At 70.8% G+C, this 20,570-nt stretch carries 17 protein-coding genes; 5 read left to right on the forward strand and 12 right to left on the reverse strand.

Annotation, left to right across the window (positions count from 1 at the left end):
* Positions 1–125 precede the first annotated feature (125 nt).
* The 5 genes from tkt to pgl are packed head-to-tail and all read left to right on the forward strand — an operon-like array spanning position 126 to position 6,717.
* Positions 126–2,213, forward strand: a complete 2,088-nt coding sequence (gene tkt, locus OG488_RS08915) for a transketolase (protein WP_329227547.1) — start codon at positions 126–128, stop codon at positions 2,211–2,213.
* A gap of 34 nt (positions 2,214–2,247) precedes the next feature.
* On the forward strand, positions 2,248–3,366 hold the full coding sequence (tal, locus tag OG488_RS08920) for a transaldolase (protein ID WP_329227548.1): 1,119 nt from the start codon (positions 2,248–2,250) through the stop codon (positions 3,364–3,366).
* Positions 3,367–3,371: 5 nt separating this feature from the next.
* Complete coding sequence (zwf, locus tag OG488_RS08925) at positions 3,372–4,904, forward strand: glucose-6-phosphate dehydrogenase (RefSeq protein WP_329227550.1); 1,533 nt, start codon at positions 3,372–3,374, stop codon at positions 4,902–4,904.
* The gene (opcA, locus tag OG488_RS08930) at positions 4,901–5,938 is read left to right on the forward strand and encodes a glucose-6-phosphate dehydrogenase assembly protein OpcA (protein ID WP_329227552.1); all 1,038 of its coding nucleotides are present in this window, start codon (positions 4,901–4,903) and stop codon (positions 5,936–5,938) included. The genes zwf and opcA overlap by 4 nt, the downstream gene beginning before the upstream one ends.
* The gene (gene pgl / locus OG488_RS08935) at positions 5,935–6,717 is read left to right on the forward strand and encodes a 6-phosphogluconolactonase (protein WP_329227554.1); all 783 of its coding nucleotides are present in this window, start codon (positions 5,935–5,937) and stop codon (positions 6,715–6,717) included. The genes opcA and pgl overlap by 4 nt, the downstream gene beginning before the upstream one ends.
* A gap of 249 nt (positions 6,718–6,966) precedes the next feature.
* Here pgl and OG488_RS08940 read toward each other — a convergent pair whose 3' ends face one another.
* From OG488_RS08940 to uvrC, 12 genes are all read right to left on the reverse strand, one after another.
* A complete protein-coding gene (locus OG488_RS08940) occupies positions 6,967–8,475 on the reverse strand; it encodes a PH domain-containing protein (protein ID WP_329227556.1) in 1,509 nt (502 codons plus the stop codon).
* On the reverse strand, positions 8,472–8,975 hold the full coding sequence (locus OG488_RS08945; protein WP_329227558.1) for a PH domain-containing protein: 504 nt from the start codon (positions 8,973–8,975) through the stop codon (positions 8,472–8,474). The genes OG488_RS08940 and OG488_RS08945 overlap by 4 nt, the downstream gene beginning before the upstream one ends.
* 3 nt (positions 8,976–8,978) lie before the next feature.
* On the reverse strand, positions 8,979–10,631 hold the full coding sequence (gene pgi, locus OG488_RS08950; protein WP_329227560.1) for a glucose-6-phosphate isomerase: 1,653 nt from the start codon (positions 10,629–10,631) through the stop codon (positions 8,979–8,981).
* A 155-nt stretch (positions 10,632–10,786) separates the two neighbouring features.
* Positions 10,787–11,122 carry an RNA polymerase-binding protein RbpA gene (locus OG488_RS08955; protein ID WP_275494775.1) on the reverse strand — a complete coding sequence of 112 codons (336 nt, stop codon included), beginning with the start codon at positions 11,120–11,122 and terminating at the stop codon, positions 10,787–10,789.
* A 109-nt stretch (positions 11,123–11,231) separates the two neighbouring features.
* The gene (secG, locus tag OG488_RS08960) at positions 11,232–11,468 is read right to left on the reverse strand and encodes a preprotein translocase subunit SecG (protein ID WP_031094498.1); all 237 of its coding nucleotides are present in this window, start codon (positions 11,466–11,468) and stop codon (positions 11,232–11,234) included.
* 137 nt (positions 11,469–11,605) lie between these two features.
* Positions 11,606–12,394: a triose-phosphate isomerase gene (gene tpiA, locus OG488_RS08965; protein WP_329227562.1), complete on the reverse strand. Its 789-nt coding sequence runs from the start codon at positions 12,392–12,394 to the stop codon at positions 11,606–11,608.
* A 6-nt stretch (positions 12,395–12,400) separates the two neighbouring features.
* Entirely contained in the window at positions 12,401–13,612 is a 1,212-nt protein-coding gene (locus OG488_RS08970; protein WP_329227564.1) for a phosphoglycerate kinase, read from the reverse strand.
* A gap of 112 nt (positions 13,613–13,724) precedes the next feature.
* Entirely contained in the window at positions 13,725–14,735 is a 1,011-nt protein-coding gene (gene gap / locus OG488_RS08975; RefSeq protein ID WP_329227566.1) for a type I glyceraldehyde-3-phosphate dehydrogenase, read from the reverse strand.
* A 671-nt stretch (positions 14,736–15,406) separates the two neighbouring features.
* Complete coding sequence (whiA, locus tag OG488_RS08980) at positions 15,407–16,396, reverse strand: DNA-binding protein WhiA (RefSeq protein WP_329227568.1); 990 nt, start codon at positions 16,394–16,396, stop codon at positions 15,407–15,409.
* The gene (locus OG488_RS08985; RefSeq protein ID WP_329227570.1) at positions 16,387–17,421 is read right to left on the reverse strand and encodes a gluconeogenesis factor YvcK family protein; all 1,035 of its coding nucleotides are present in this window, start codon (positions 17,419–17,421) and stop codon (positions 16,387–16,389) included. The genes whiA and OG488_RS08985 overlap by 10 nt, the downstream gene beginning before the upstream one ends.
* Entirely contained in the window at positions 17,418–18,383 is a 966-nt protein-coding gene (gene rapZ / locus OG488_RS08990; protein ID WP_329227571.1) for an RNase adapter RapZ, read from the reverse strand. Before rapZ ends, OG488_RS08985 begins: the two co-directional genes overlap by 4 nt.
* Complete coding sequence (gene uvrC / locus OG488_RS08995) at positions 18,380–20,518, reverse strand: excinuclease ABC subunit UvrC (protein ID WP_329227573.1); 2,139 nt, start codon at positions 20,516–20,518, stop codon at positions 18,380–18,382. The genes rapZ and uvrC overlap by 4 nt, the downstream gene beginning before the upstream one ends.
* Between the last annotated feature and the right edge of the window lie 52 nt (positions 20,519–20,570).

The following is a 20,570-nucleotide window of genomic DNA, read 5'->3' on the forward strand; positions in this document are numbered from 1 at the left end:
TCCGCAGGTCGCCCGCACTGTGGAAAGGGCAGAAGTACGGCCTTGGGACGGGGGTAGGCTCGACAATGCCCGGTGCGGTAACCAGCCACCGGTTTACGAACAGTGGAGAGGAGCCCTGACTCAGGGTGAGCACCAAGCCGACCACCACAGACCTCCAGTGGACCGAATTGGACCAGCGGGCCGTGGACACCGTCCGCGTCCTCGCCGCGGACGCCGTACAGAAAGTCGGAAACGGCCACCCGGGTACGGCGATGAGCCTCGCTCCTGCCGCGTACACCCTCTTCCAGAAGGTGATGCGCCACGACCCGGCGGACGCGGAGTGGACCGGACGCGACCGGTTCGTACTCTCCGCGGGCCACTCCAGCCTGACGCTGTACATCCAGCTCTACCTCGCCGGATACGGCCTCGAACTGGACGACCTCAAGGCGTTCCGCACCTGGGGCTCCCGGACGCCGGGCCACCCGGAGTACGGCCACACCACGGGTGTCGAGACGACGACCGGCCCGCTCGGCCAGGGTGTCGCCAACGCCGTGGGCATGGCGATGGCCTCCCGCTACGAGCGCGGTCTCTTCGACCCGCAGGCGGCCCCCGGGACCTCCCCGTTCGACCACACCGTCTGGGTCGTCGCCGGTGACGGCTGCCTCCAGGAGGGCATCTCGGCCGAGGCGTCCTCGCTCGCCGGCCATCAGAAGCTCGGCAACCTGGTGCTGCTGTGGGACGACAACCACATCTCGATCGAGGGCGACACGGAGACCGCGGTCTCCGAGGACACCCTCAAGCGCTACGAGGCCTACGGCTGGCACGTCCAGCGCGTGGACCAGCTGCCCAACGGTGACCTGGACCCCGAGGGTCTGCACCTCGCGCTCCTGGCCGCCAAGGCCGAGACGGAGCGCCCCTCGTTCATCGCGGCCCGCTCGATCATCGCCTGGCCCGCCCCGAACGCCCAGAACACCGAGGCCGCGCACGGCTCGGCGCTCGGCGACGACGAGATCGCGGCCACCAAGCGGGTCCTCGGCTTCGACCCGGAGAAGACCTTCGAGGTCTCCGACGAGGTCATCGCGCACACCCGTGAGGCGCTGGACCGCGGCCGTGAGGCCAAGGCCGAGTGGGAGAAGACCTTCGCCGCGTGGCGCACCGCCAACCCGGAGCGCGCCGCCGACTTCGACCGGATCGCCGCGGGCGAGCTGCCGGCGGGCTGGGAGGACGAGCTCCCCGTCTTCGAGGCGGGCCACGGCGTCGCCACGCGTGCCGCGTCCGGCAAGGTCCTCCAGGCGCTCGGCGGTGTCATCCCCGAGCTGTGGGGCGGCTCCGCCGACCTCGCCGGCTCGAACAACACCACGATCGACAAGACGTCGTCGTTCCTCCCGGCCGGCAACCCGCTGCCCGAGGCCGACCCGTACGGCCGGACGATCCACTTCGGCATCCGCGAGCACTCCATGGCCGCGGCCATGAACGGCATCGCGCTGCACGGCAACACCCGCGTCTACGGCGGCACCTTCCTGGTGTTCTCCGACTACATGCGCAACGCCGTGCGTCTCTCCGCACTGATGCACCTCCCGGTCACGTACGTGTGGACGCACGACTCGGTCGGTCTCGGCGAGGACGGCCCGACGCACCAGCCGGTCGAGCACCTCGCCTCGCTGCGTGCCATCCCGGGCCTGAACGTCGTCCGCCCGGCCGACGCCAACGAGACGGTCATCGCCTGGCGCGAGATCCTCAAGCGCGGCAAGAAGGACTTCGGCACGAGCGCCCCGCACGGTCTGGCGCTGTCCCGCCAGGGCCTGCCCACCTACGCGGCGAACGAGAACACCGCCAAGGGCGGTTACGTGCTCCTCGACGCCGAGGGCGGCGAGGCGCAGGCCGTTCTGATCGCCACGGGCTCCGAGGTCCAGCTGGCCGTCGAGGCCCGCGACGAGCTCCAGGCGGCCGGTGTGCCGACCCGTGTGGTCTCCATGCCGTGTGTCGAGTGGTTCGAGGAGCAGGACCAGGCGTACAAGGACAGCGTGCTGCCGCCGTCCGTGAAGGCCAGGGTCGCCGTCGAGGCGGGCATCGGACTCACCTGGCACCGGTACGTGGGTGACGCCGGCCGGATCGTCTCGCTGGAGCACTTCGGTGCGTCGGCCGACGCCAAGGTCCTCTTCCGCGAGTTCGGCTTCACCGCCGCGCACGTGGCGGAAGCCGCCCGGGAATCTCTCGCCGCCGCCGCGCGCTGACGCGGACATACGACTAGTAGGAGATGCAATTCTCATGACAGACGCACTCAAGCGCCTCTCCGACGAGGGCGTGGCGATCTGGCTGGACGACCTGTCGCGCAAGCGGATCACGTCCGGCAACCTCGCCGAGCTGATCGACCAGAGCCACGTCGTGGGTGTCACGACCAACCCGTCGATCTTCCAGAAGGCGATCTCCCAGGGCGACGGTTACGACCAGCAGCTCACCGACCTCGCCGCCCGCAAGGTGACGGTCGAGGAGGCGATCCGCATGATCACGACCGCGGACGTCCGTGACGCCGCCGACATCCTGCGTCCGGTCTTCGACGCGACGGACGGCCAGGACGGCCGGGTCTCCATCGAGGTCGACCCGCGCCTGGCCCACAACACCCTGGCCACGGTCGCCGAGGCCAAGCAGCTGGCGTGGCTGGTGGACCGGCCGAACACGCTCATCAAGATCCCGGCGACCAAGGCGGGCCTCCCGGCGATCACGGAGACCATCGGGCGGGGCATCAGCGTCAACGTCACGCTGATCTTCTCGCTGGAGCGGTACCGCGAGGTCATGGACGCCTACCTGGCGGGCCTGGAGAAGGCGAAGGCCGCGGGCCTGGACCTCTCCAAGATCCACTCGGTGGCGTCCTTCTTCGTGTCCCGCGTGGACACCGAGATCGACAAGCGCCTGGACGCCGTCGGCACCGACGAGGCGAAGGCCGCGAAGGGCAAGTCCGCCCTCGCCAACGCCCGTCTGGCCTACGAGGCGTACGAGGAGGTCTTCGCGGGCGACCGCTGGGCCGCCCTGGACAAGGCGCACGCGAACAAGCAGCGTCCGCTCTGGGCCTCCACCGGCGTCAAGGACCCGTCCCTCAAGGACACCCTGTACGTCGACGACCTCGTCGCGCCGAACACGGTCAACACCATGCCCGAGGCGACGCTGGACGCCGTGGCCGACCACGGCGAGATCTCCGGCAACACCGTCGGGGGCCGTTACGACCAGGCCCGCGCCGACCTCGACGCGATCAAGAAGCTCGGGGTCAGCTACGACGACGTCGTCCAGGTACTGGAGGACGAGGGCGTCGAGAAGTTCGAGTCCGCCTGGAACGACCTGCTCAACTCCACCGAGGCCGAACTCGAGCGCCTCGCTCCTTCGGAGGGCTGACCACCTTGTCTGGTGTTCCCGGAGCCAACCCGCTCCGTGACGCCCAGGACCGACGGCTCCCGCGCATCGCGGGGCCGTCGGGCCTGGTGATCTTTGGCGTCACGGGCGATTTGTCCCGTAAAAAGCTGATGCCCGCCGTCTACGACCTGGCCAACCGCGGCCTGCTGCCACCGGGCTTCTCGCTCATCGGCTTCGCGCGCCGCGACTGGGAGGACGAGGACTTCGCCCAGGTCGTCCACGACGCCGTCAAAGAGCATTCCCGCACCCCGTTCCGCGAAGAGGTCTGGCAGCAGCTCAGCCAGGGCATGCGCTTCGTCCAGGGCAACTTCGACGACGACCTCGCGTTCGAGACCCTCAGGGCCACGATCGAGGAGCTCGACAAGGCGCAGGGCACGGGCGGCAACTTCGCCTTCTACCTGTCCGTGCCGCCGAAGTTCTTCCCCAAGGTCGTCCAGCAGCTGAAGAAGCACGGACTGGCCGACCAGAAGGAAGGCAGCTGGCGACGGGCCGTCATCGAGAAGCCGTTCGGTCACGACCTGGAGAGCGCGCAGGAGCTGAACCAGCTCGTGCACGACGTCTTCCCGCCGAACGAGGTCTTCCGTATCGACCACTACCTCGGCAAGGAGACGGTCCAGAACATCCTGGCGCTCCGCTTCGCCAACACGATGTGGGAGCCGATCTGGAACAGGTCGTACGTCGACCACGTCCAGATCACGATGGCCGAGGACATCGGCATCGGCGGCCGGGCCGGCTACTACGACGGCATCGGCGCCGCCCGTGACGTCATCCAGAACCACCTGCTCCAGCTCCTGGCGCTGACGGCGATGGAGGAGCCCGGCTCCTTCCACCCCAAGGCCCTGGTCGCCGAGAAGCTGAAGGTGCTCACGGCGGTGGAGCTGCCCGAGGACCTGGGCAAGCACACGGTGCGCGGCCAGTACGCGCACGCCTGGCAGGGCGGCGAGGAAGCGCTCGGCTATCTGGAGGAGGACGGCATCGACCCCAAGTCGAAGACCGACACCTTCGCCGCGATCAAGCTGACGATCAACAACCGCCGCTGGGCGGGCGTGCCGTTCTACCTCCGCACCGGCAAGCGCCTCGGCCGCCGGGTCACGGAGATCGCGGTCGTCTTCAAGCGCGCCCCCTACCTGCCCTTCGAAGTCGGCGCGACGGAGGAGCTCGGCGGCAACGCCCTGGTCATCCGCGTGCAGCCGGACGAGGGGGTCACGGTCCGGTTCGGCTCCAAGGTGCCCGGTACCTCCATGGAGGTACGGGACGTCACGATGGACTTCGCCTACGGCGAGTCCTTCACGGAGTCCAGCCCGGAGGCGTACGAGCGGCTCATCCTCGACGTGCTGCTCGGCGACGCCAACCTCTTCCCGCGCCACCAGGAGGTCGAGCTCTCCTGGAACATCCTCGACCCGATCGAGGAGTACTGGGACAAGCACGGCAAGCCCGCCCAGTACGCGGCCGGTACGTGGGGCCCGGCCGAGGCCGACGAGATGCTCGCACGCGACGGACGGAGCTGGCGCCGGCCATGAAGATCGATCTCACGGAAACCACGTCCAGCAAGATCAACCAGGCCCTCATCTCGGCCCGCCGTGACATCGGCTCCCCCGCCGTCGGCATGGTGCTCACCCTGGTGATCGTCACGGACGAGGAGAACGCGTACGACGCCCTCAAGGCGGCGAACGACTCCTCGCGCGAGCACCCCTCGCGGATCATCGTGGTGATCAAGAGGGTCAGCCGTTCGCCGCGGGCGCGCCGCGACGCCCGGCTCGACGCCGAGATCCGGGTCGGCTCCGACGCCGGCTCGGGCGAGACCGTCGTCCTGCGTCTGCACGGCGAGCTGGCCAACCACGCCCAGTCCGTCGTCCTGCCGCTGTTGCTGCCGGACGCCCCGGTGGTGGCGTGGTGGCCCGAGGACGCTCCGGCGGACCCGGCCAAGGACCCGCTGGGCGCGCTCGCCCAGCGCCGCATCACCGACACCTACTCCGCCGAGCACCCGCTCGACGAGCTGTCGGTGCGCGCGGCGACGTACCGGCCCGGCGACACGGACCTGGCCTGGACCCGCATCACGCCGTGGCGCTCGATGCTGGCGGCGGCGCTCGACCAGCAGCCCGCGCAGGTCGTCTCGGCGACGGTCGAGGGCGAGTCCGACAACCCGAGCTGCGAGCTGCTGGCCATGTGGCTCGCGGACCGGCTCGGCGTCCCGGTCGAGCGCACCCTCTCCGGTGGCCCCGGCCTGACGGCGGTGCGGCTGGAGACCAGGAACGGCGTGATCGTCCTGGACCGTCCCGACGGTTCCCTGGCGACGCTCTGCATGGCCGGCCAGCCGGACCGCGCGGTCGCGCTCAAGCGGCGGGAGACCGCCGAGCTCCTCGCGGAGGAGCTGCGCCGCCTGGACCCGGACAACATCTACGAGGCCACGGTGAAGTTCGGCGTGGAGCGCCTCGGCGGACCCACGGAGGCGTCCTCCGTGGGTGCGGGTTCGGGGCAGAAGCGGCAGGAGCCCACGGGTTCCGCCGCCCCTGCCGCGAAGAAGGCGGCTGCCAAGAAGGCGGCGTCGAAGTGAGCGCTCCGCAGCTCGTCGTGCACCGCGACAAGGAGCTGATGGCCCAGGCCGCGGCGGCCAGGCTGATCACGAAGATCGTGGACGCCCAGGCCGCCCGGGGCTCCGCCTCGGTGGTCCTCACCGGCGGGCGCAACGGCAACGGCCTGCTGGCCGCGCTCGCCGGGTCGCCCGCGCGGGACGCCATCGACTGGTCGCGGCTCGATCTGTGGTGGGGCGACGAGCGTTTCCTGCCCGAGGGCGACCCGGAGCGCAACGTCACGCAGGCCCGCGAGGCCCTGCTGGACAAGGTGGCGCTGGACCCCTCCCGGGTCCACGCGATGCCGGCGTCGGACGGGCCGTACGGCGGCGACGCCGACGCCGCCGCCGCGGGGTACGCGGCGGAGCTGGCCGCCGCCGCGGGCCCGGAGGACCACGGGCCCGTACCGGCGTTCGACGTGCTGATGCTGGGCGTCGGCCCGGACACGCACGTCGCGTCGCTCTTCCCCGAACTGCCCGCGGTGCGGGAGACCGAGCGCACCGTCGTCGGTGTGCACGGTGCTCCCAAGCCGCCGCCCACCCGTGTCTCGCTCACGCTGCCGGCCATCCGGGCGGCACGTGAGGTGTGGCTTCTGGCCGCGGGTGAGGACAAGGCGGAGGCGGCGGAGATCGCGCTGTCGGGTGCCGGGGAGATCCAGGCCCCGGCGGCGGGAGCGTACGGCCGCAGCCGCACGCTCTGGCTGCTGGACGCGGCGGCAGCGTCGAAGCTGCCGCGCGCGCTGTATCCGCCCGCCTCGGCGTAACGCGGTACCGCAGGGGCCCGGCCCCGCTCCTCGGAGCGGGGCCGGGCCTTTCGCCGTGGCCGCGGCGGGCCGCCGGCCGGGAGGCCGTGGAGGTCACCGCCCGCCGGGAGGCCGGCGGAGGTCCGCCGTGCCCGGCCGCCCGGCCGGGCACGGCGGACGCGTGGCCGCAGCCGGGCTCCCGTGCCGTCGCGGGATCGAGGGCATGGGCGACCACCACGCTCGCCCGGTGACCGCGGCCCCGCGGCACCCTCAGCCGCGCTCCAGGAAGGGCTCCAGCAGCCCCGGGACGGCGTCGGAGGCGAAGGCGAGCCCTTCGGAGGCGTCCGTGTCGTGGGCCGTGTAGGCGCCGGCTCCCGCGGCCGTCGTGGCGGTGACGCTCAGCAGCCCGGCCCTCCGCTGGAAGAAGGACTGCTTCACCGTCCAGCCGATCACACCTGTCCGTCGCAGGGCCGCCGTGGAGCGCCGGACGCTGCCGGAGCGGGTCACCAGGTAGCCGCCGCTGAGGGTGTGCCCCAGCGAGCGGTACGCGTCGAGGGCCAGGAGCACCCCGACGGGCACGGCCACCACCGCGCAGGCGGACGCCGTCCACAGCAGCACGGGTGTGAGCAGGACGCCGAGGACCGCCTGGACCAGCACGGGCACCAGCGTCACGACGAGGGCGCGGCGCAGCCGCCGGCCCCGGGCCGCGCGGGGATGGGCCGTCAGGGGCGCGCCGGTCGGGGTGGCGCTCTCCCGCAGCACCTCTGCGGCGATCGTGTCGGCCAGCGCCCGGGGAGCGACCGGCAGCAGCGTGTCGTGCTCGGCGCCCCGCGACTCCTCGTCCTTGGCGAGCCCGGTCGTGATGGCGTCCACCCGGGCGGCGCCCAGCAGCCGGACGCCGAGCGGCTCGACCAGGTCCACACCCCTCAACCGCCGCTCCTCGACGGAGAGGGAGCGCGCGGTGAGGAGGCCGCGCCTGACCCGCAGGGTGCCGCCCGGTTCGCGTTCCAGGCGGTAGTTCCACCACATCTCGATCCAGAGCCCGAGGGCGCCGACGACACCGGCGACCAGTGCGGCCAGGACGAGGACGGTGATCGCCCAGACCAGCGGGGTGTCCCGGAAGCGGTCGGTGACCCAGTCGATGACCTCGCCCTGCGCACCGACCCAGTCGCTGATCTGCATCACCCCGCCGACCGCCGCGCCGGCGAGCGCGGGCGCGACGAAGGAGACCGGTGCGTACCGGATCCAGCGGGGGTCGAGGGTGGCCAGCTCGCCCTCGCGGTGCGTCCCCGGGGCCGTCGTGGCGCCCCGGTCGAGGAGGTCCCGGCGCAGCCGTTCGCCCTCCGCCCGGGAGACGGGGTCGAGCTCAAGGGCGGAGTCGCCGCCGGTGTGCTCGCCGGTGCCGATGCGGACGGTGACCAGCCCCAGGAGCCGCAGCAGGAGGTGCGCGGTGAGGTCGACGCTCCGGATCCGCTCGCGGGACAGCGAACGGCGCTTCACCAGGAGGAGCCCGCTGTGCAGATCGACGCGCTCGGCGCCGATGCGGTAGCGGGTGCGCCGCCACCGCACGTAGTCACCGCCGGCCGCGCAGCCGATCAGGAGGGCCGCTCCGGCCAGCACCCAGCCGACCGCCCTCGCGTACCCGACCGGGGCGGCCAGGGCCACCGTGACCGGCACGGCGGCGCTCGCCGCGACCCCCGCCATGACCAGCGCGGTGACCAGGACCGTGCGGGGATGGAGCCGCCGCCAGCCGGGGCCGCTGTCGGCGGCGGTGCTCACGTGGCGTCCCCGGGGGTGTCCTGGGTGATGCGGGTCAGCCGCTCCGCGAGCTCCGCGGCCGTCCCGTGGGCCAGTCCCCCGATCCGTACGGCTCCCTTGGCGGAGGCGGTGGTGACGGTGACCGTGGCCAGTCCGAAGAGCTGTTCCAGGGGTCCGCGCACGGTGTCGACGGTCTGGATGCGGGACATCGGCGCGATCCGCCACTCCCGCAGGAGGACGCCGGTGCTCACGTAGACCGCCTCCTCGGTGACCTCCCAGCGGTGGGTGCGGAACCACCAGAGGGGGAGGAGGACGGCGCACAGCAGCCCGACGGCCGCCGACGCGACGGCCGCGGTCAGCAGCCAGAACCTGGCGGGAGCGAGGAACGCCCCCAGCGGACCCAGGACCACCACCGGTACCGCCGTCAGCAGCAGACACCGGGCCCGCCACCAGCCGACGGCCCCGCGGGCCGGCGCGTTGCGCGGCGTCCGCAGCCGTATCGTCCCCTCCCCCGTGGTCATCGCTCAGCGGCCCCGCAGCGACCGGTACGTCGAGACGAGCGCGGCGGTGGAGCTGTCCAGCTGGTCCCCTCCGGTGCCCTCGGTCAGGACCGGCTCGATCTTCTTGGCCAGGACCTTGCCCAGCTCGACGCCCCACTGGTCGAAGGAGTCGATGTTCCAGACGGCGCCCTGCACGAAGACCTTGTGCTCGTACAGCGCGATGAGCTGGCCGAGCACCGAGGGGGTGAGCCGGTCGGCGAGGATCGTGGTCGTCGGGTGGTTGCCGAGGAACGTCTTGTGCGGCACGAGCTCCTCCGCGACGCCTTCCGCGCGGACCTCGTCGGGCGTCTTGCCGAAGGCGAGGGCCTGGGTCTGCGCGAAGAAGTTGGCCATCAGCAGGTCGTGCTGGGCGATCAGTCCGGGCAGCAGGTCCTGGACCGGCGCGGCGAAGCCGATGAAGTCGGCCGGGATGACCTTGGTGCCCTGGTGGATCAACTGGTAGTAGGCGTGCTGCCCGTTGGTGCCGGGGGTGCCCCAGACGACCGGGCCCGTCTCCCACTCGACCGGATTGCCGTCGCGGTCCACGGACTTGCCGTTGGACTCCATGTCCAGCTGCTGCAAGTAGGCGGTGAACTTGGACAGGTAGTGGCTGTAGGGCAGGACCGCGTGGGACTGGGCGTCGAAGAAGTTGCCGTACCAGACGCCGAGCAGGCCGAGCAGCAGCGGGGCGTTCTCCTCGGCGGGGGCGGTGCGGAAGTGCTCGTCGACGAGGTGGAAGCCGTCGAGCATCTCGCGGAAGCGCTCGGGTCCGATGGCGATCATCAGCGAGAGACCGATCGCCGAGTCGTAGGAGTAACGGCCGCCGACCCAGTCCCAGAACTCGAACATGTTGGCCGTGTCGATGCCGAAGTCCGTGACCTTGTCGGCGTTGGTCGAGAGCGCCACGAAGTGCTTGGCGACAGCCTCCTGACCCGCCCTCAGCCCGGTGAGGAGCCAGTCGCGGGCGGACGTGGCGTTGGTGATGGTCTCGATCGTCGTGAAGGTCTTGGACGCGACGATGAACAGCGTCTCGGCCGGGTCCAGGTCGTGGACGGCCTCGTGGAGGTCGGCGCCGTCGACGTTGGACACGAAGCGGACGGTGAGCGAGCGGTCCGTGAAGGAGCGCAGCACCTCGTAGGCCATGGCCGGTCCGAGGTCGGAGCCGCCGATGCCGATGTTCACGATGTTCTTGACCGGCTTGCCGGTGTGCCCGGTCCACTCCCCGGCCCTGACCCGGTCGGCGAAGGACGCCATCTTGTCCAGGACGGCGTGCACGGCCGGCACGACGTTCTCGCCGTCGACCTCGATCACGGCGTCGCGCGGGGCGCGCAGCGCGGTGTGCAGGACGGCGCGGTCCTCGGTGGTGTTGATCTTCTCGCCGCGGAACATCGCGTCCCGCAGGCCGGCCACTCCCGTCGCGGCCGCGAGGTCACGCAGCAGACGCAGGGTCTCGTCGGTGACCAGGTGCTTGGAGTAGTCGATGTGGAGGTCGCCGACCCGCAGGGTGTACGCCGTCCCCCGGTCCGGCGCGTCGGCGAACAGCCGGCGCAGATGGGTGTCGCCGAACTCCTCACGGTGCTTGCCGAGAGCCGCCCACTCGGGCGTCTGGTTCAGCTTGGTTCGGCTTTGTGCGTTCATCCCGGAAATCGCCCACTTCTTCTCGTACCTGCAACCTTCCCCGCTGCCCCTCCAACCTAATTGATCTGGAGGGTGCGTCGGGGCAACGGCGGGCTACGAGGGGGCATACGGATTCCGGCCGGGCACCCAGGGGGTGACCGGCCGGTGAACAACGTCTAGATCTCGCCGCGGAGCTTCGCGAGGGCTTCGGCGAGGATCGCTTCGCCGTCCGCGTCGCTGCGCCGCTCGCGCACGTACGCCAGGTGGGTCTTGTACGGCTCGGTGCGGGGCGGAGCCGGCGGGCTGTCCTTGTCCTGTCCGGCCGGGAAGCCGCAGCGCGGGCAGTCCCAGGTCTCCGGTACCTGCGCGTCATGGGCGAAGCTCGGCTGCGTCTCGTGCCCGTTCGAGCACCAGAAGGAGATGCGGAGGCGCGGCGCGGACTCGCCTCGCTCGGCCTCCCCCATCGGCCCCGCTCCGACCCGGCTTCCCCGGATCGCGTTGCCACTTGCCACGGTCGTAACTCCCTGCGTGATGGTGCTCGAAGATGCCCCAGTCTACGTAAGGCCCAACGCGCGTCCAGTGAAAGGAGTTACACCCTCACCGGGATTCGCGGACGCGGGGTCAGCTGTCCAGCTTGATGAGCAGAGCCAGGACGACGATGCACGCGAACCAGCCCAGACCGACCACGACGGTGATGCGGTCGAGGTTCCGCTCGGCGACCGACGAGCCGCCGACGGAGGACTGCATCCCGCCACCGAACATGTCGGACAGGCCGCCGCCCTTTCCCTTGTGCATCAGCACCAGCAGCATCAGCAGCAGGCTGAAGACGATCAGGGCGATCTCGAACGCCAAAACCACGGCTGGTCCCTACTTTCCGGAATTCCTAGGACTGCATGTACGAACAGCGGGGGCCCGGGGGTACACCCCCCTGGCCCCCGCAAGGGTACGACGGATCGGCGCCACCGCATACTCACCGGTCGCGGAAGCGGACGATCTTACTGGTCGCGGAAGCGGACGATCTTGACGAACTCGTCGGCGTCCAGCGCGGCGCCGCCGATCAGGGCGCCGTCCACGTCGGGCTGCGCCATGATGGCCGCGACGTTGCCGGACTTCACCGAGCCGCCGTACTGGATGCGGACGGCGTCGGCCAGCTCCTGCGAGTAGAGCTCGGCGAGCCGGCGGCGGATCGCGCCGCAGACCTCCTGGGCGTCCTCGGGGGTCGCGACCTCGCCCGTGCCGATGGCCCAGACCGGCTCGTAGGCGATCACGATGGACTCGGCCTGCTCGGCCGGGATGTCCTTCAGCGCGCCGTCGAGCTGCGCCAGCGTGTAGGAGACCTGGTCACCGGCCTTGCGGATGTCCAGCCCCTCGCCGACGCAGAGGATCGGGGTCAGACCGTGCTTGTACGCGGCCTTCACCTTGGCGTTGCAGATCTCGTCGTTCTCGCCGTGGTACTGGCGGCGCTCGCTGTGACCGACGGCGACGAAGGTGCACTTCAGCTTGGCGAGCATCGGGCCGGAGATCTCACCGGTGTACGCGCCGGAGTCCTGCGCCGAGATGTCCTGGGCGCCGTACTTGATCTTCAGCTTGTCGCCGTCGACCAGCGTCTGCACGGACCGCAGGTCGGTGAAGGGCGGCAGGACGGCGACCTCGACCGCGTCGTAGTCCTTGTCGGCCAGGGCGAAAGCGAGCTTCTGGACGTGTGCGATGGCCTCGAGGTGGTTGAGGTTCATCTTCCAGTTGCCCGCCATGAGCGGGGTACGGCCTTGTGCGGGAGCAGTCATTGAGGGTCAGTCCTCCAGTGCGGCGAGTCCGGGAAGCGTCTTGCCCTCGAGGTATTCGAGGCTGGCGCCGCCACCGGTCGAGATGTGGCCGAATGCGTTCTCGTCGAAGCCCAGGATGCGGACGGCGGCGGCGGAGTCCCCGCCTCCGACGACGCTGAAGGCCTGGGAGTCGACGAGGGCCTGGGCGACCGCCTTGGTGCCCTCGGCGTAGTCGGGGTGCTCGAAGACGCCCATCGGGCCGTTCCAGAAGACGGTGGCCGCGTCGGCGAGCTTCGCTGCGTACAGCTTGCGGGTCTCGGGCCCGATGTCCAGACCCTCCTGGTCGGCCGGGATGGCGTCGGCGGCGACCGTGGTGGGGTGGGCCGGGGCCTTGGTCTTCAGGTCCGGGAACTCGCCCGCGACGAGGACGTCGACGGGGAGCACGAACTCCACACCGAGCTCCTCGGCCCGCTTGAGGTAACCCTGGACGGCCGGGACCTGGTCCTCCTGGAGCAGGGAGGTGCCCACCTCGTGGCCCTTGGCCTTGAGGAAGGTGTACGCCATGCCGCCGCCGATCAGGATGCGGTCGGCCTTCTCCAGCAGGTGGTCGATGACCCCGAGCTTGTCGGAGACCTTGGCGCCGCCGAGGACCACGGCGTACGGGCGAGCGACGTCCTCGGTGAGCTTCTTGAGGACACCGACCTCGGTGGCGATCAGGCCGCCGGCCGCGTGCGGGAGCCGGGCCGGGAGGTCGAAGACCGAGGCGTGCTTGCGGTGGACGGCGCCGAAGCCGTCGCCCACGTACACGTCGGCGAGCTCGGCGAGCCGGTCGGCGAAGGCGCCGCGCTCGGCGTCGTCCTTCGACGTCTCACCGGCGTTGAAGCGGAGGTTCTCGATGACGGCGACCTGGCCGTCGGTGAGGCCGGCGACCGTGGCGCGGGCGGACTCGCCGACGGTGTCGGTCGCGAAGGCGACCTCGCTGCCGAGCAGTTCACCCAGGCGGGCGGCGGCCGGGGCCAGCGAGAAGGCCGGGTCCGGGGCCCCCTTGGGACGGCCGAGGTGCGAGGCGACGATGACCCGCGCGCCGGCGTCGGCGAGCCGGGCGACCGTCGGCTGTACGGCGCGGATGCGGCCGTCGTCGGTGATCGTGGTGCCGTCCAGCGGCACGTTGAGGTCGGCGCGGACGAATACCCGCTTGCCCGCGACCCCTTCGGCGAGAAGTTCGTCGATCGTCTTCATCTGTTCCCATACTCCTTGGAAGGACGGATGAGCATGCGAGGGGGCTCGAACGGCGCCGCGTCGCGCCGTCCGAGCCCCTCACATCACACCTGGATGCCTGCCGATCCTAGGATCAGAGCTGGCCGCCGACGAAGACGGTCAGGTCGACGAGGCGGTTGGAGTAACCCCACTCGTTGTCGTACCAGCCGAGGATCTTCACCGAGTTGCCCTCCTGGACCATGGTCAGGGAGGAGTCGAAGGTGCAGGACGACGGGTCGCCGACGATGTCCGAGGACACGATCGGGTCCTCGGTGTACGTCAGGAAGCCCTTGAGGTCGCCGTCGTCGGACGCCTTCTTGAACGCGGCGTTGACCTCGTCCTTGGTGACCTCGCGCTGCAGCGTCACGACGAGGTCGGTGGCGGAGCCGGTCGGGACCGGGACGCGCATCGCGATGCCGTCGAGCTTGCCCTTGAGCTGCGGGAGGACCAGGGCGGTCGCCTTGGCGGCGCCCGTCGTGGTCGGGATGATGTTCTCGGCGGCGGCGCGGGCGCGGCGCAGGTCCGAGTGCGGGAAGTCCAGGATGCGCTGGTCGTTCGTGTACGCGTGGACCGTCGTCATCAGGCCCTTGACGATGCCGAAGTTCTCGTCGAGAACCTTGGCCATCGGCGCCACACAGTTGGTGGTGCAGGAGGCGTTGGAGATGACGTGGTGGTTGGCCGCGTCGTACTTGTCCTGGTTGACGCCCATCACGATGGTGATGTCCTCGTCCTTGGCCGGAGCCGAGATGAGGACCTTCTTGGCGCCACCGGCGATGTGCTTCGCGGCGTCGGCCTTCTTGGTGAAGATGCCGGTCGACTCGATGACGATGTCGACGCCCAGCTCACCCCAGGGGATGTCGGCCGGGTTGCGCTCGGAGAGCACCTTGATGGTGTGACCGTCGACGGTGATGGTGTCGGCGGTGTGGCTGACCTCTGCCTTGAGACGACCCAGAATGGTGTCGTACTTCAGCAGGTGAGCCGTGGTCGCAGTGTCACCCAGGTCGTTGACAGCCACGATCTCGATGTCCGCACCCTGCTCCAGCAGCGCGCGGAAGTAGTTACGACCGATGCGGCCAAAGCCGTTGATGCCTACGCGGATCGTCACGAACCGATCTCCTCGTTAGGAACGCCGGTTTCGATGCCGGCGAGTTTTATTAGGGATGTCCCCGACCGCCTCCGACCCTACCTCTCCGAAGCCTCCGGAGTGACATCGAGAGGCGCGGTACGAACGGGGATCTCCTTACTCCCGAGTAGGAGCAGGGGATTCCGGCCGGGACGTACGGCCGGGACGCCGACCGCACATCCCACGGCCACCAAGCGTCAACACGCTCCGGAACCGCTCCCCTTGCGGGAAAGGGGGCGGCGCGCGGCTCGCACCGGGGCGGCGTCACCGGGAGTCACTGACGCGGACTCAGCCCTCACGGTTCCGGCCATGGACGGATCCGGCGGACTCCACCCGCGGCGGACTCACGACAGCCTTACGCAGGACATCGCGGGAAGCTGCGCTCAATTGTGCGGAGCGGCACTCAATCGATGAAAATGCCAGGCCGTCCGCGTATTCCGGGGGTGGCACGGGCGTGGAACTACGGAAGCCCGGACCGCTCATTCGTGCGGGGTCGCACTCGAACTATTCCGAAAACACGCGGCGCGCAATTCGAGGAATGGACGACGCCGCCTGGCGCGAAAAATTCCGTCGTCGGCCGCCTTCCGGAGCCCCGGTCCCACAGCGGAGCCCCGGCCGCGCCGGAAGGCGCGGCCGGGGCTCTCCTGCGGTTCTCAGCCCACGAGGCCGTCGGCCAGCTCCTCGCTGAGGGTCGCCTCCGTGCCGGGGATGCCCAGGTCCTGGGCCCGCTTGTCGGCCATCGCCAGCAGGCGTCTGATCCTGCCCGCGACCGCGTCCTTGGTCAGCGGCGGGTCGGCGAGCGCTCCCAGCTCCTCCAGGGAGGCCTGCTTGTGCTCCATGCGCAGCCGCCCGGCGGCCGCGAGGTGCTCCGGAACCTCCTCGCCCAGGATCTCCAGCGCGCGGCCCACCCGGGCGCCCGCCGCCACCGCGGCACGGGCGGAGCGGCGGAGGTTGGCGTCGTCGAAGTTGGCGAGCCGGTTGGCCGTCGCGCGGACCTCGCGCCGCATCCGGCGCTCCTCCCACGCCAGCACCGACTCATGGGCACCGAGGCGGGTCAGCAGGGCACCGATGGCATCGCCGTCGCGGACGACGACACGGTCGACCCCGCGCACCTCCCGGGCCTTGGCCGCGATGGAGAGCCTGCGGGCGGCACCGACGAGGGCGAGAGCGGCCTCCGGTCCCGGGCAGGTCACCTCCAGCGAGGAGGAGCGGCCGGGCTCGGTGAGCGAGCCGTGCGCCAGGAAGGCGCCCCTCCAGGCGGCCTCCGCGTCGCAGGTGGCCCCCGAGACCACCTGCGGGGGCAGGCCGCGGATGGGGCGGCCGCGGCCGTCCACCAGGCCGGTCTGGCGCGCCAGCTGATCGCCGCCGGCCACCACCCGTACGACGTAGCGTGAGCCCCGGCGCAGGCCGCCGGGAGCCATCACGATCAGCTCCGAGCTGTGCCCGAAGATCTCGAGGATGTCCCGCTTGAGCCGTCGGGCGGCCATCGCCGTGTCCAGCTCGGCCTCGATCACGATCCGGCCGCTCACCAGGTGCAGCCCGCCCGCGAACCGAAGAATCGCCGAGACCTCTGCCTTTCTGCAGCAGGTCCGGGTCACGGGAAGCCGAGAGACTTCGTCCTTCACCGCTGGCGTCATCGCCATGGGCCGATCCTTCCATGCATCCGAAAAATACGGTCGTACGCGGCGGCCAACAGCTCCGGATCATGAATCGGATCGCCGTCGGGTGAGGCCACGGGGGCCAGCTCGACCGCGGCTCCGAGCCGCTGTGCGGCGTCGGCGAGGGACTCGCGGTCGGGCACGGCGGCCTCGTCGGCCAGCACCACGTCCATGGCGAGTTTAGGGGCGTGTCGTCCCAAAACCTCCAAATGACGCTGCGGTGAGAAGCCTTCTGTTTCACCGGGCTGTGGTGCGAGGTTCAGCGAGAGGACCTTACGGGCCTTCGTGGTCACGAGCGCGTCGAGCAGTTCGGGCACCAGCAGGTGCGGAATCACCGAGGAGAACCACGACCCCGGACCGAGCACCACCCAGTCGGCGTCGAGCACCGCGGCCACCGCTTCGGGGACCGCCGGCGGATCGGCCGGGACGACGTGGACGGACTGCACCTCACCGGGGGTCAGCGCCACCGTCGCCTGCCCCCGCACGGTGACGACGTCCTCGGGGCGCTCCGGATCGTGCCCCCGCACGAGCGCCTGGAGCTCCAGGGGGACGGCGGACATCGGCAGCACCCTGCCGTGCGCCCCGAGCAGCTTGCCGACCAGGTCCAGGGCCTGGACGTGGTCGCCCAGCTGCTCCCAGAGGGCGACGATGAGCAGATTGCCCACCGCGTGCTCGTGCAGGTCGCCCTTGGACTCGAAGCGGTGCTGGATGACCCGGGCCCAGGTCTGGCCCCATTCGTCGTCCCCGCACAGCGCGGCGAGCGCCTTGCGCAGGTCGCCCGGCGGGAGGACTCCGAGCTCCTCCCGGAGACGGCCGCTGGAGCCGCCGTCGTCGGCGACGGTGACCACGGCGGTGAGGTCGCCGGTGATCCGGCGCAGCGCCGTGAGCGAGGCGGACAGGCCCATGCCGCCGCCGAGGGCGACGACCTTGGGCTGTGCGCCGCGCTTGCGCCCGGAGAGCGCGGCCGTGGCCCTGCTCAGCCGGCGCTGGCGCAGATGGCGACTGGTCACTCGCGCCCCATGTCCCGGTGGACGAGGACGGTCTCGATCCCTTCGGTGGCCAGTCGGGCGGCCAGCTTCTCCGACATCGCGACGGAGCGGTGCTTGCCACCCGTGCAGCCGACGGCGATGGTGACGTACCGCTTGCCCTCACGGCGGTAACCGGCGGCGATCAGCTGGAGCAGCTCCGTGTACTGGTTGAGGAACTCCTTGGCGCCCGGCTGGTCGAAGACGTAGTCGGACACCTCCTCGTTGAGTCCCGTGAAGGGGCGGAGCTCCGGGACCCAGTGCGGGTTGGGCAGGAAGCGGCAGTCGACGACGAGGTCGGCGTCGACCGGCAGCCCGTACTTGAAGCCGAAGGACATCACCGTCGCCCGCAGCTCCGGCTCCTCGTCGCCGGCGAACTGGGCGTCCATCTTGGCCCGCAGCTCGTGCACGTTGAGGCTGGAGGTGTCGATGACCAGGTCGGCGTCGCCCCGCAGCTCGCGCAGCAGGTCACGCTCGGCCGCGATGCCGTCGACGATCCGGCCGTCGCCCTGGAGCGGGTGGGGACGGCGGACCGATTCGAAACGGCGTACGAGGGCGTCGTCGGAGGACTCCAGGAAGACGATCCGCCGGGTGACGTGCTTGGCCGCCAGGTCCGCGAGGGACTCCCTGAGGTTGTCGAAGAAGCGCCGGCCGCGTACGTCGACGACGACGGCGATCCGGGCGACGTTGCCCTGGGAGCGGGCGCCGAGCTCCACCATGGTGGGGATCAGTGCGGGCGGCAGGTTGTCCACGACGAACCAGCCGAGGTCCTCCAGACACTTGGCGGCGGTGCTGCGCCCGGCGCCGGACATCCCGGAGATGATCACCAGCTCGGGGATGGCGGGCGGGGTGGCCTCGGCCTTCTCCGTGGTGCTTCCCGTACTCACGTGTGCTGCTCCGTCTACTCGGCCGCGTTCGCTGCTGGGTTCGTGCGTCTGTTCGGTCATGTCCTGCTGCCCCCGTCGTCCTCTTCGATGATCTCTCCTGTGGCGGTGTTCACGGCGGGCGCGGCCGGGGCGGCCGCGGCGAAGGCGGCGGCCACCGATTCCGCGGTCCTGCGCCCTATGCCCGGCACCTCACAGATCTCGTCGATTGTCGCCTGCCTCAGCTTCTTCACGGAGCCGAAATGCTTGATCAGCGCCTGCTTGCGGGTCTCGCCGAGCCCGGGGACGTCGTCCAGGGGGCTGCTGCGGATCCGCTTGGCCCGCTTGGCACGCTGGTAGGTGATGGCGAAGCGGTGGGCCTCGTCCCGGATGCGCTGGAGGAGGTAGAGGCCCTCGCTGGAGCGGGGCAGGACCACCGGGTCGTCGTCGTCGGGCAGCCAGACCTCTTCGAGGCGCTTGGCGAGGCCGCAGACGGCGATGTCGTCGATGCCCAGCTCGTCCAGGGCCCGCTTGGCGGCGGCGACCTGCGGCTGCCCGCCGTCGACGACGACGAGCTGCGGCGGGTAGGCGAACCGCTTGGGGCGGCCGTCGTCCTCGCGGGACTCCTCCCGGGGCTCCTCGCGGGACTCCTCCCGGGTCTCCTCGTGGGAGTCCTCGCGGGTCTCCTCCCGTGACTCCTCGCGAAGAGAAGTGGCGGCCACCGCGGCTGCGGGTTCCCCGCCGGCCTCGGGCGCCGCGGGTGCCGGGGCCGGTACGGGGCCCGTGGGCGCCGGGGTCTCGTCCCACTCCCCCGTCCGCTCCTTCTCCTGCAGGTAGCGCTTGAAGCGGCGCCCGATGACCTCGTGCATCGAGCGGACGTCGTCCTGGCCCTCGAAGCCCTTGATCTGGAAGCGGCGGTATTCGCTCTTGCGCGCGAGGCCGTCCTCGAAGACCACCATCGACGCGACGACGTCGTCGCCCTGGAGGTGCGAGATGTCGAAACACTCGACGCGCAGCGGCGCGGTGTCGAGGCCGAGCGCCTCGGCGATCTCCTCCAGGGCGCGGGAGCGTGTCGTGAGGTCCGACGCGCGCTTGGTCTTGTGGAGCCCCAGCGCCTGCTGGGCGTTGCGCTGGACCGTGATCATCAGGTCCTTCTTGTCGCCCCGCTGCGGGATGCGGAGGCTGACCTGGGACCCCCTGCGGTCCGCGAGCCACTGCGACACGGCCTCGGGGTCCTCGGGGAGCGCCGGGACCAGCACCTCCTTGGGGACGGAGTCGCCCGACTCCTCCCCGTACAGCTGCTGGAGCGCGTGCTCGACCAGGCCCGCCGTGTCGACGGCCTCGACCTTGTCGGTGACCCAGCCGCGCTGGCCGCGCACCCGTCCGCCGCGGACGTGGAAGATCTGGACCGCCGCCTCCAGTTCGTCCTCGGCCACGGCGATCAGGTCGGCGTCGGTGGCGTCGGCCAGGACGACGGCGCTCTTCTCCATGGCCCGCCTGAGCGCCTCCGCGTCGTCCCGCAGCCGCGCCGCCCGCTCGTACTCCATCTCCTCGGCCGCCTGCATCATGTCCTTCTCCAGGCGGCGGATGTACGTCCCGGTGCGGCCCGCCATGAAGTCGCAGAAGTTCTCGGCGAGATCCCGGTGTTCCTCCGGGGTGACCCGTCCGACGCAGGGGGCGGAGCACTTGCCGATGTAGCCGAGGAGGCAGGGACGGCCCGTCCGCTCGGCGTTCTTGAAGACGCCCGCGGAGCAGGTGCGCACGGGGAAGACCCGGAGCATCAGGTCGACGGTCTCGCGGATCGCCCAGGCGTGCCCGTACGGACCGAAGTAGCGCACGCCCTTCTTCTTGGCGCCGCGCATGACCTGGACGCGCGGGAACTCCTCGTTGAGCGTGACCGCGAGGTAGGGATAGCTCTTGTCGTCGCGGTACTTGACGTTGAACCGGGGGTCGAACTCCTTGATCCAGGAGTACTCCAGCTGAAGCGCCTCGACCTCGGTGGAGACCACGGTCCATTCCACGGAGGCGGCCGTGGTGACCATCGTGCGGGTGCGCGGATGCAGACCGGCGAGGTCCTGGAAGTAGTTGGCCAGGCGCTGGCGGAGGTTCTTGGCCTTCCCGACGTAGATCACCCGGCGGTGCTCGTCGCGGAATTTGTAGACCCCCGGGGAGTCGGGGATCTGTCCCGGCTTGGGGCGGTAGCTGGAGGGGTCTGCCATGTCTCACACCCTACTGGCGGGCGGTGACAGAGCGGGATCTCCGGGGCCCCTG

It is taken from the genome of Streptomyces sp. NBC_01460 (assembly GCF_036227405.1).
GTDB lineage: Bacteria > Actinomycetota > Actinomycetes > Streptomycetales > Streptomycetaceae > Streptomyces.

Excerpts from the sequence above, each read along its gene's own strand:
- tal (WP_329227548.1), top strand. The coding sequence starts at position 2,248 with ATGACAGACGCACTCAAGCGCCTCTCCGACGAGGGCGTGGCGATCTGG.
- opcA (WP_329227552.1), top strand. The coding sequence starts at position 4,901 with ATGAAGATCGATCTCACGGAAACCACGTCCAGCAAGATCAACCAGGCC.
- OG488_RS08945 (WP_329227558.1), bottom strand. The coding sequence starts at position 8,975 with ATGACCACGGGGGAGGGGACGATACGGCTGCGGACGCCGCGCAACGCG.
- pgi (WP_329227560.1), bottom strand. The coding sequence starts at position 10,631 with ATGAACGCACAAAGCCGAACCAAGCTGAACCAGACGCCCGAGTGGGCG.
- tpiA (WP_329227562.1), bottom strand. The coding sequence starts at position 12,394 with ATGACTGCTCCCGCACAAGGCCGTACCCCGCTCATGGCGGGCAACTGG.
- OG488_RS08970 (WP_329227564.1), bottom strand. The coding sequence starts at position 13,612 with ATGAAGACGATCGACGAACTTCTCGCCGAAGGGGTCGCGGGCAAGCGG.
- whiA (WP_329227568.1), bottom strand. The coding sequence starts at position 16,396 with ATGGCGATGACGCCAGCGGTGAAGGACGAAGTCTCTCGGCTTCCCGTG.
- rapZ (WP_329227571.1), bottom strand. The coding sequence starts at position 18,383 with ATGACCGAACAGACGCACGAACCCAGCAGCGAACGCGGCCGAGTAGAC.
- uvrC (WP_329227573.1), bottom strand. The coding sequence starts at position 20,518 with ATGGCAGACCCCTCCAGCTACCGCCCCAAGCCGGGACAGATCCCCGAC.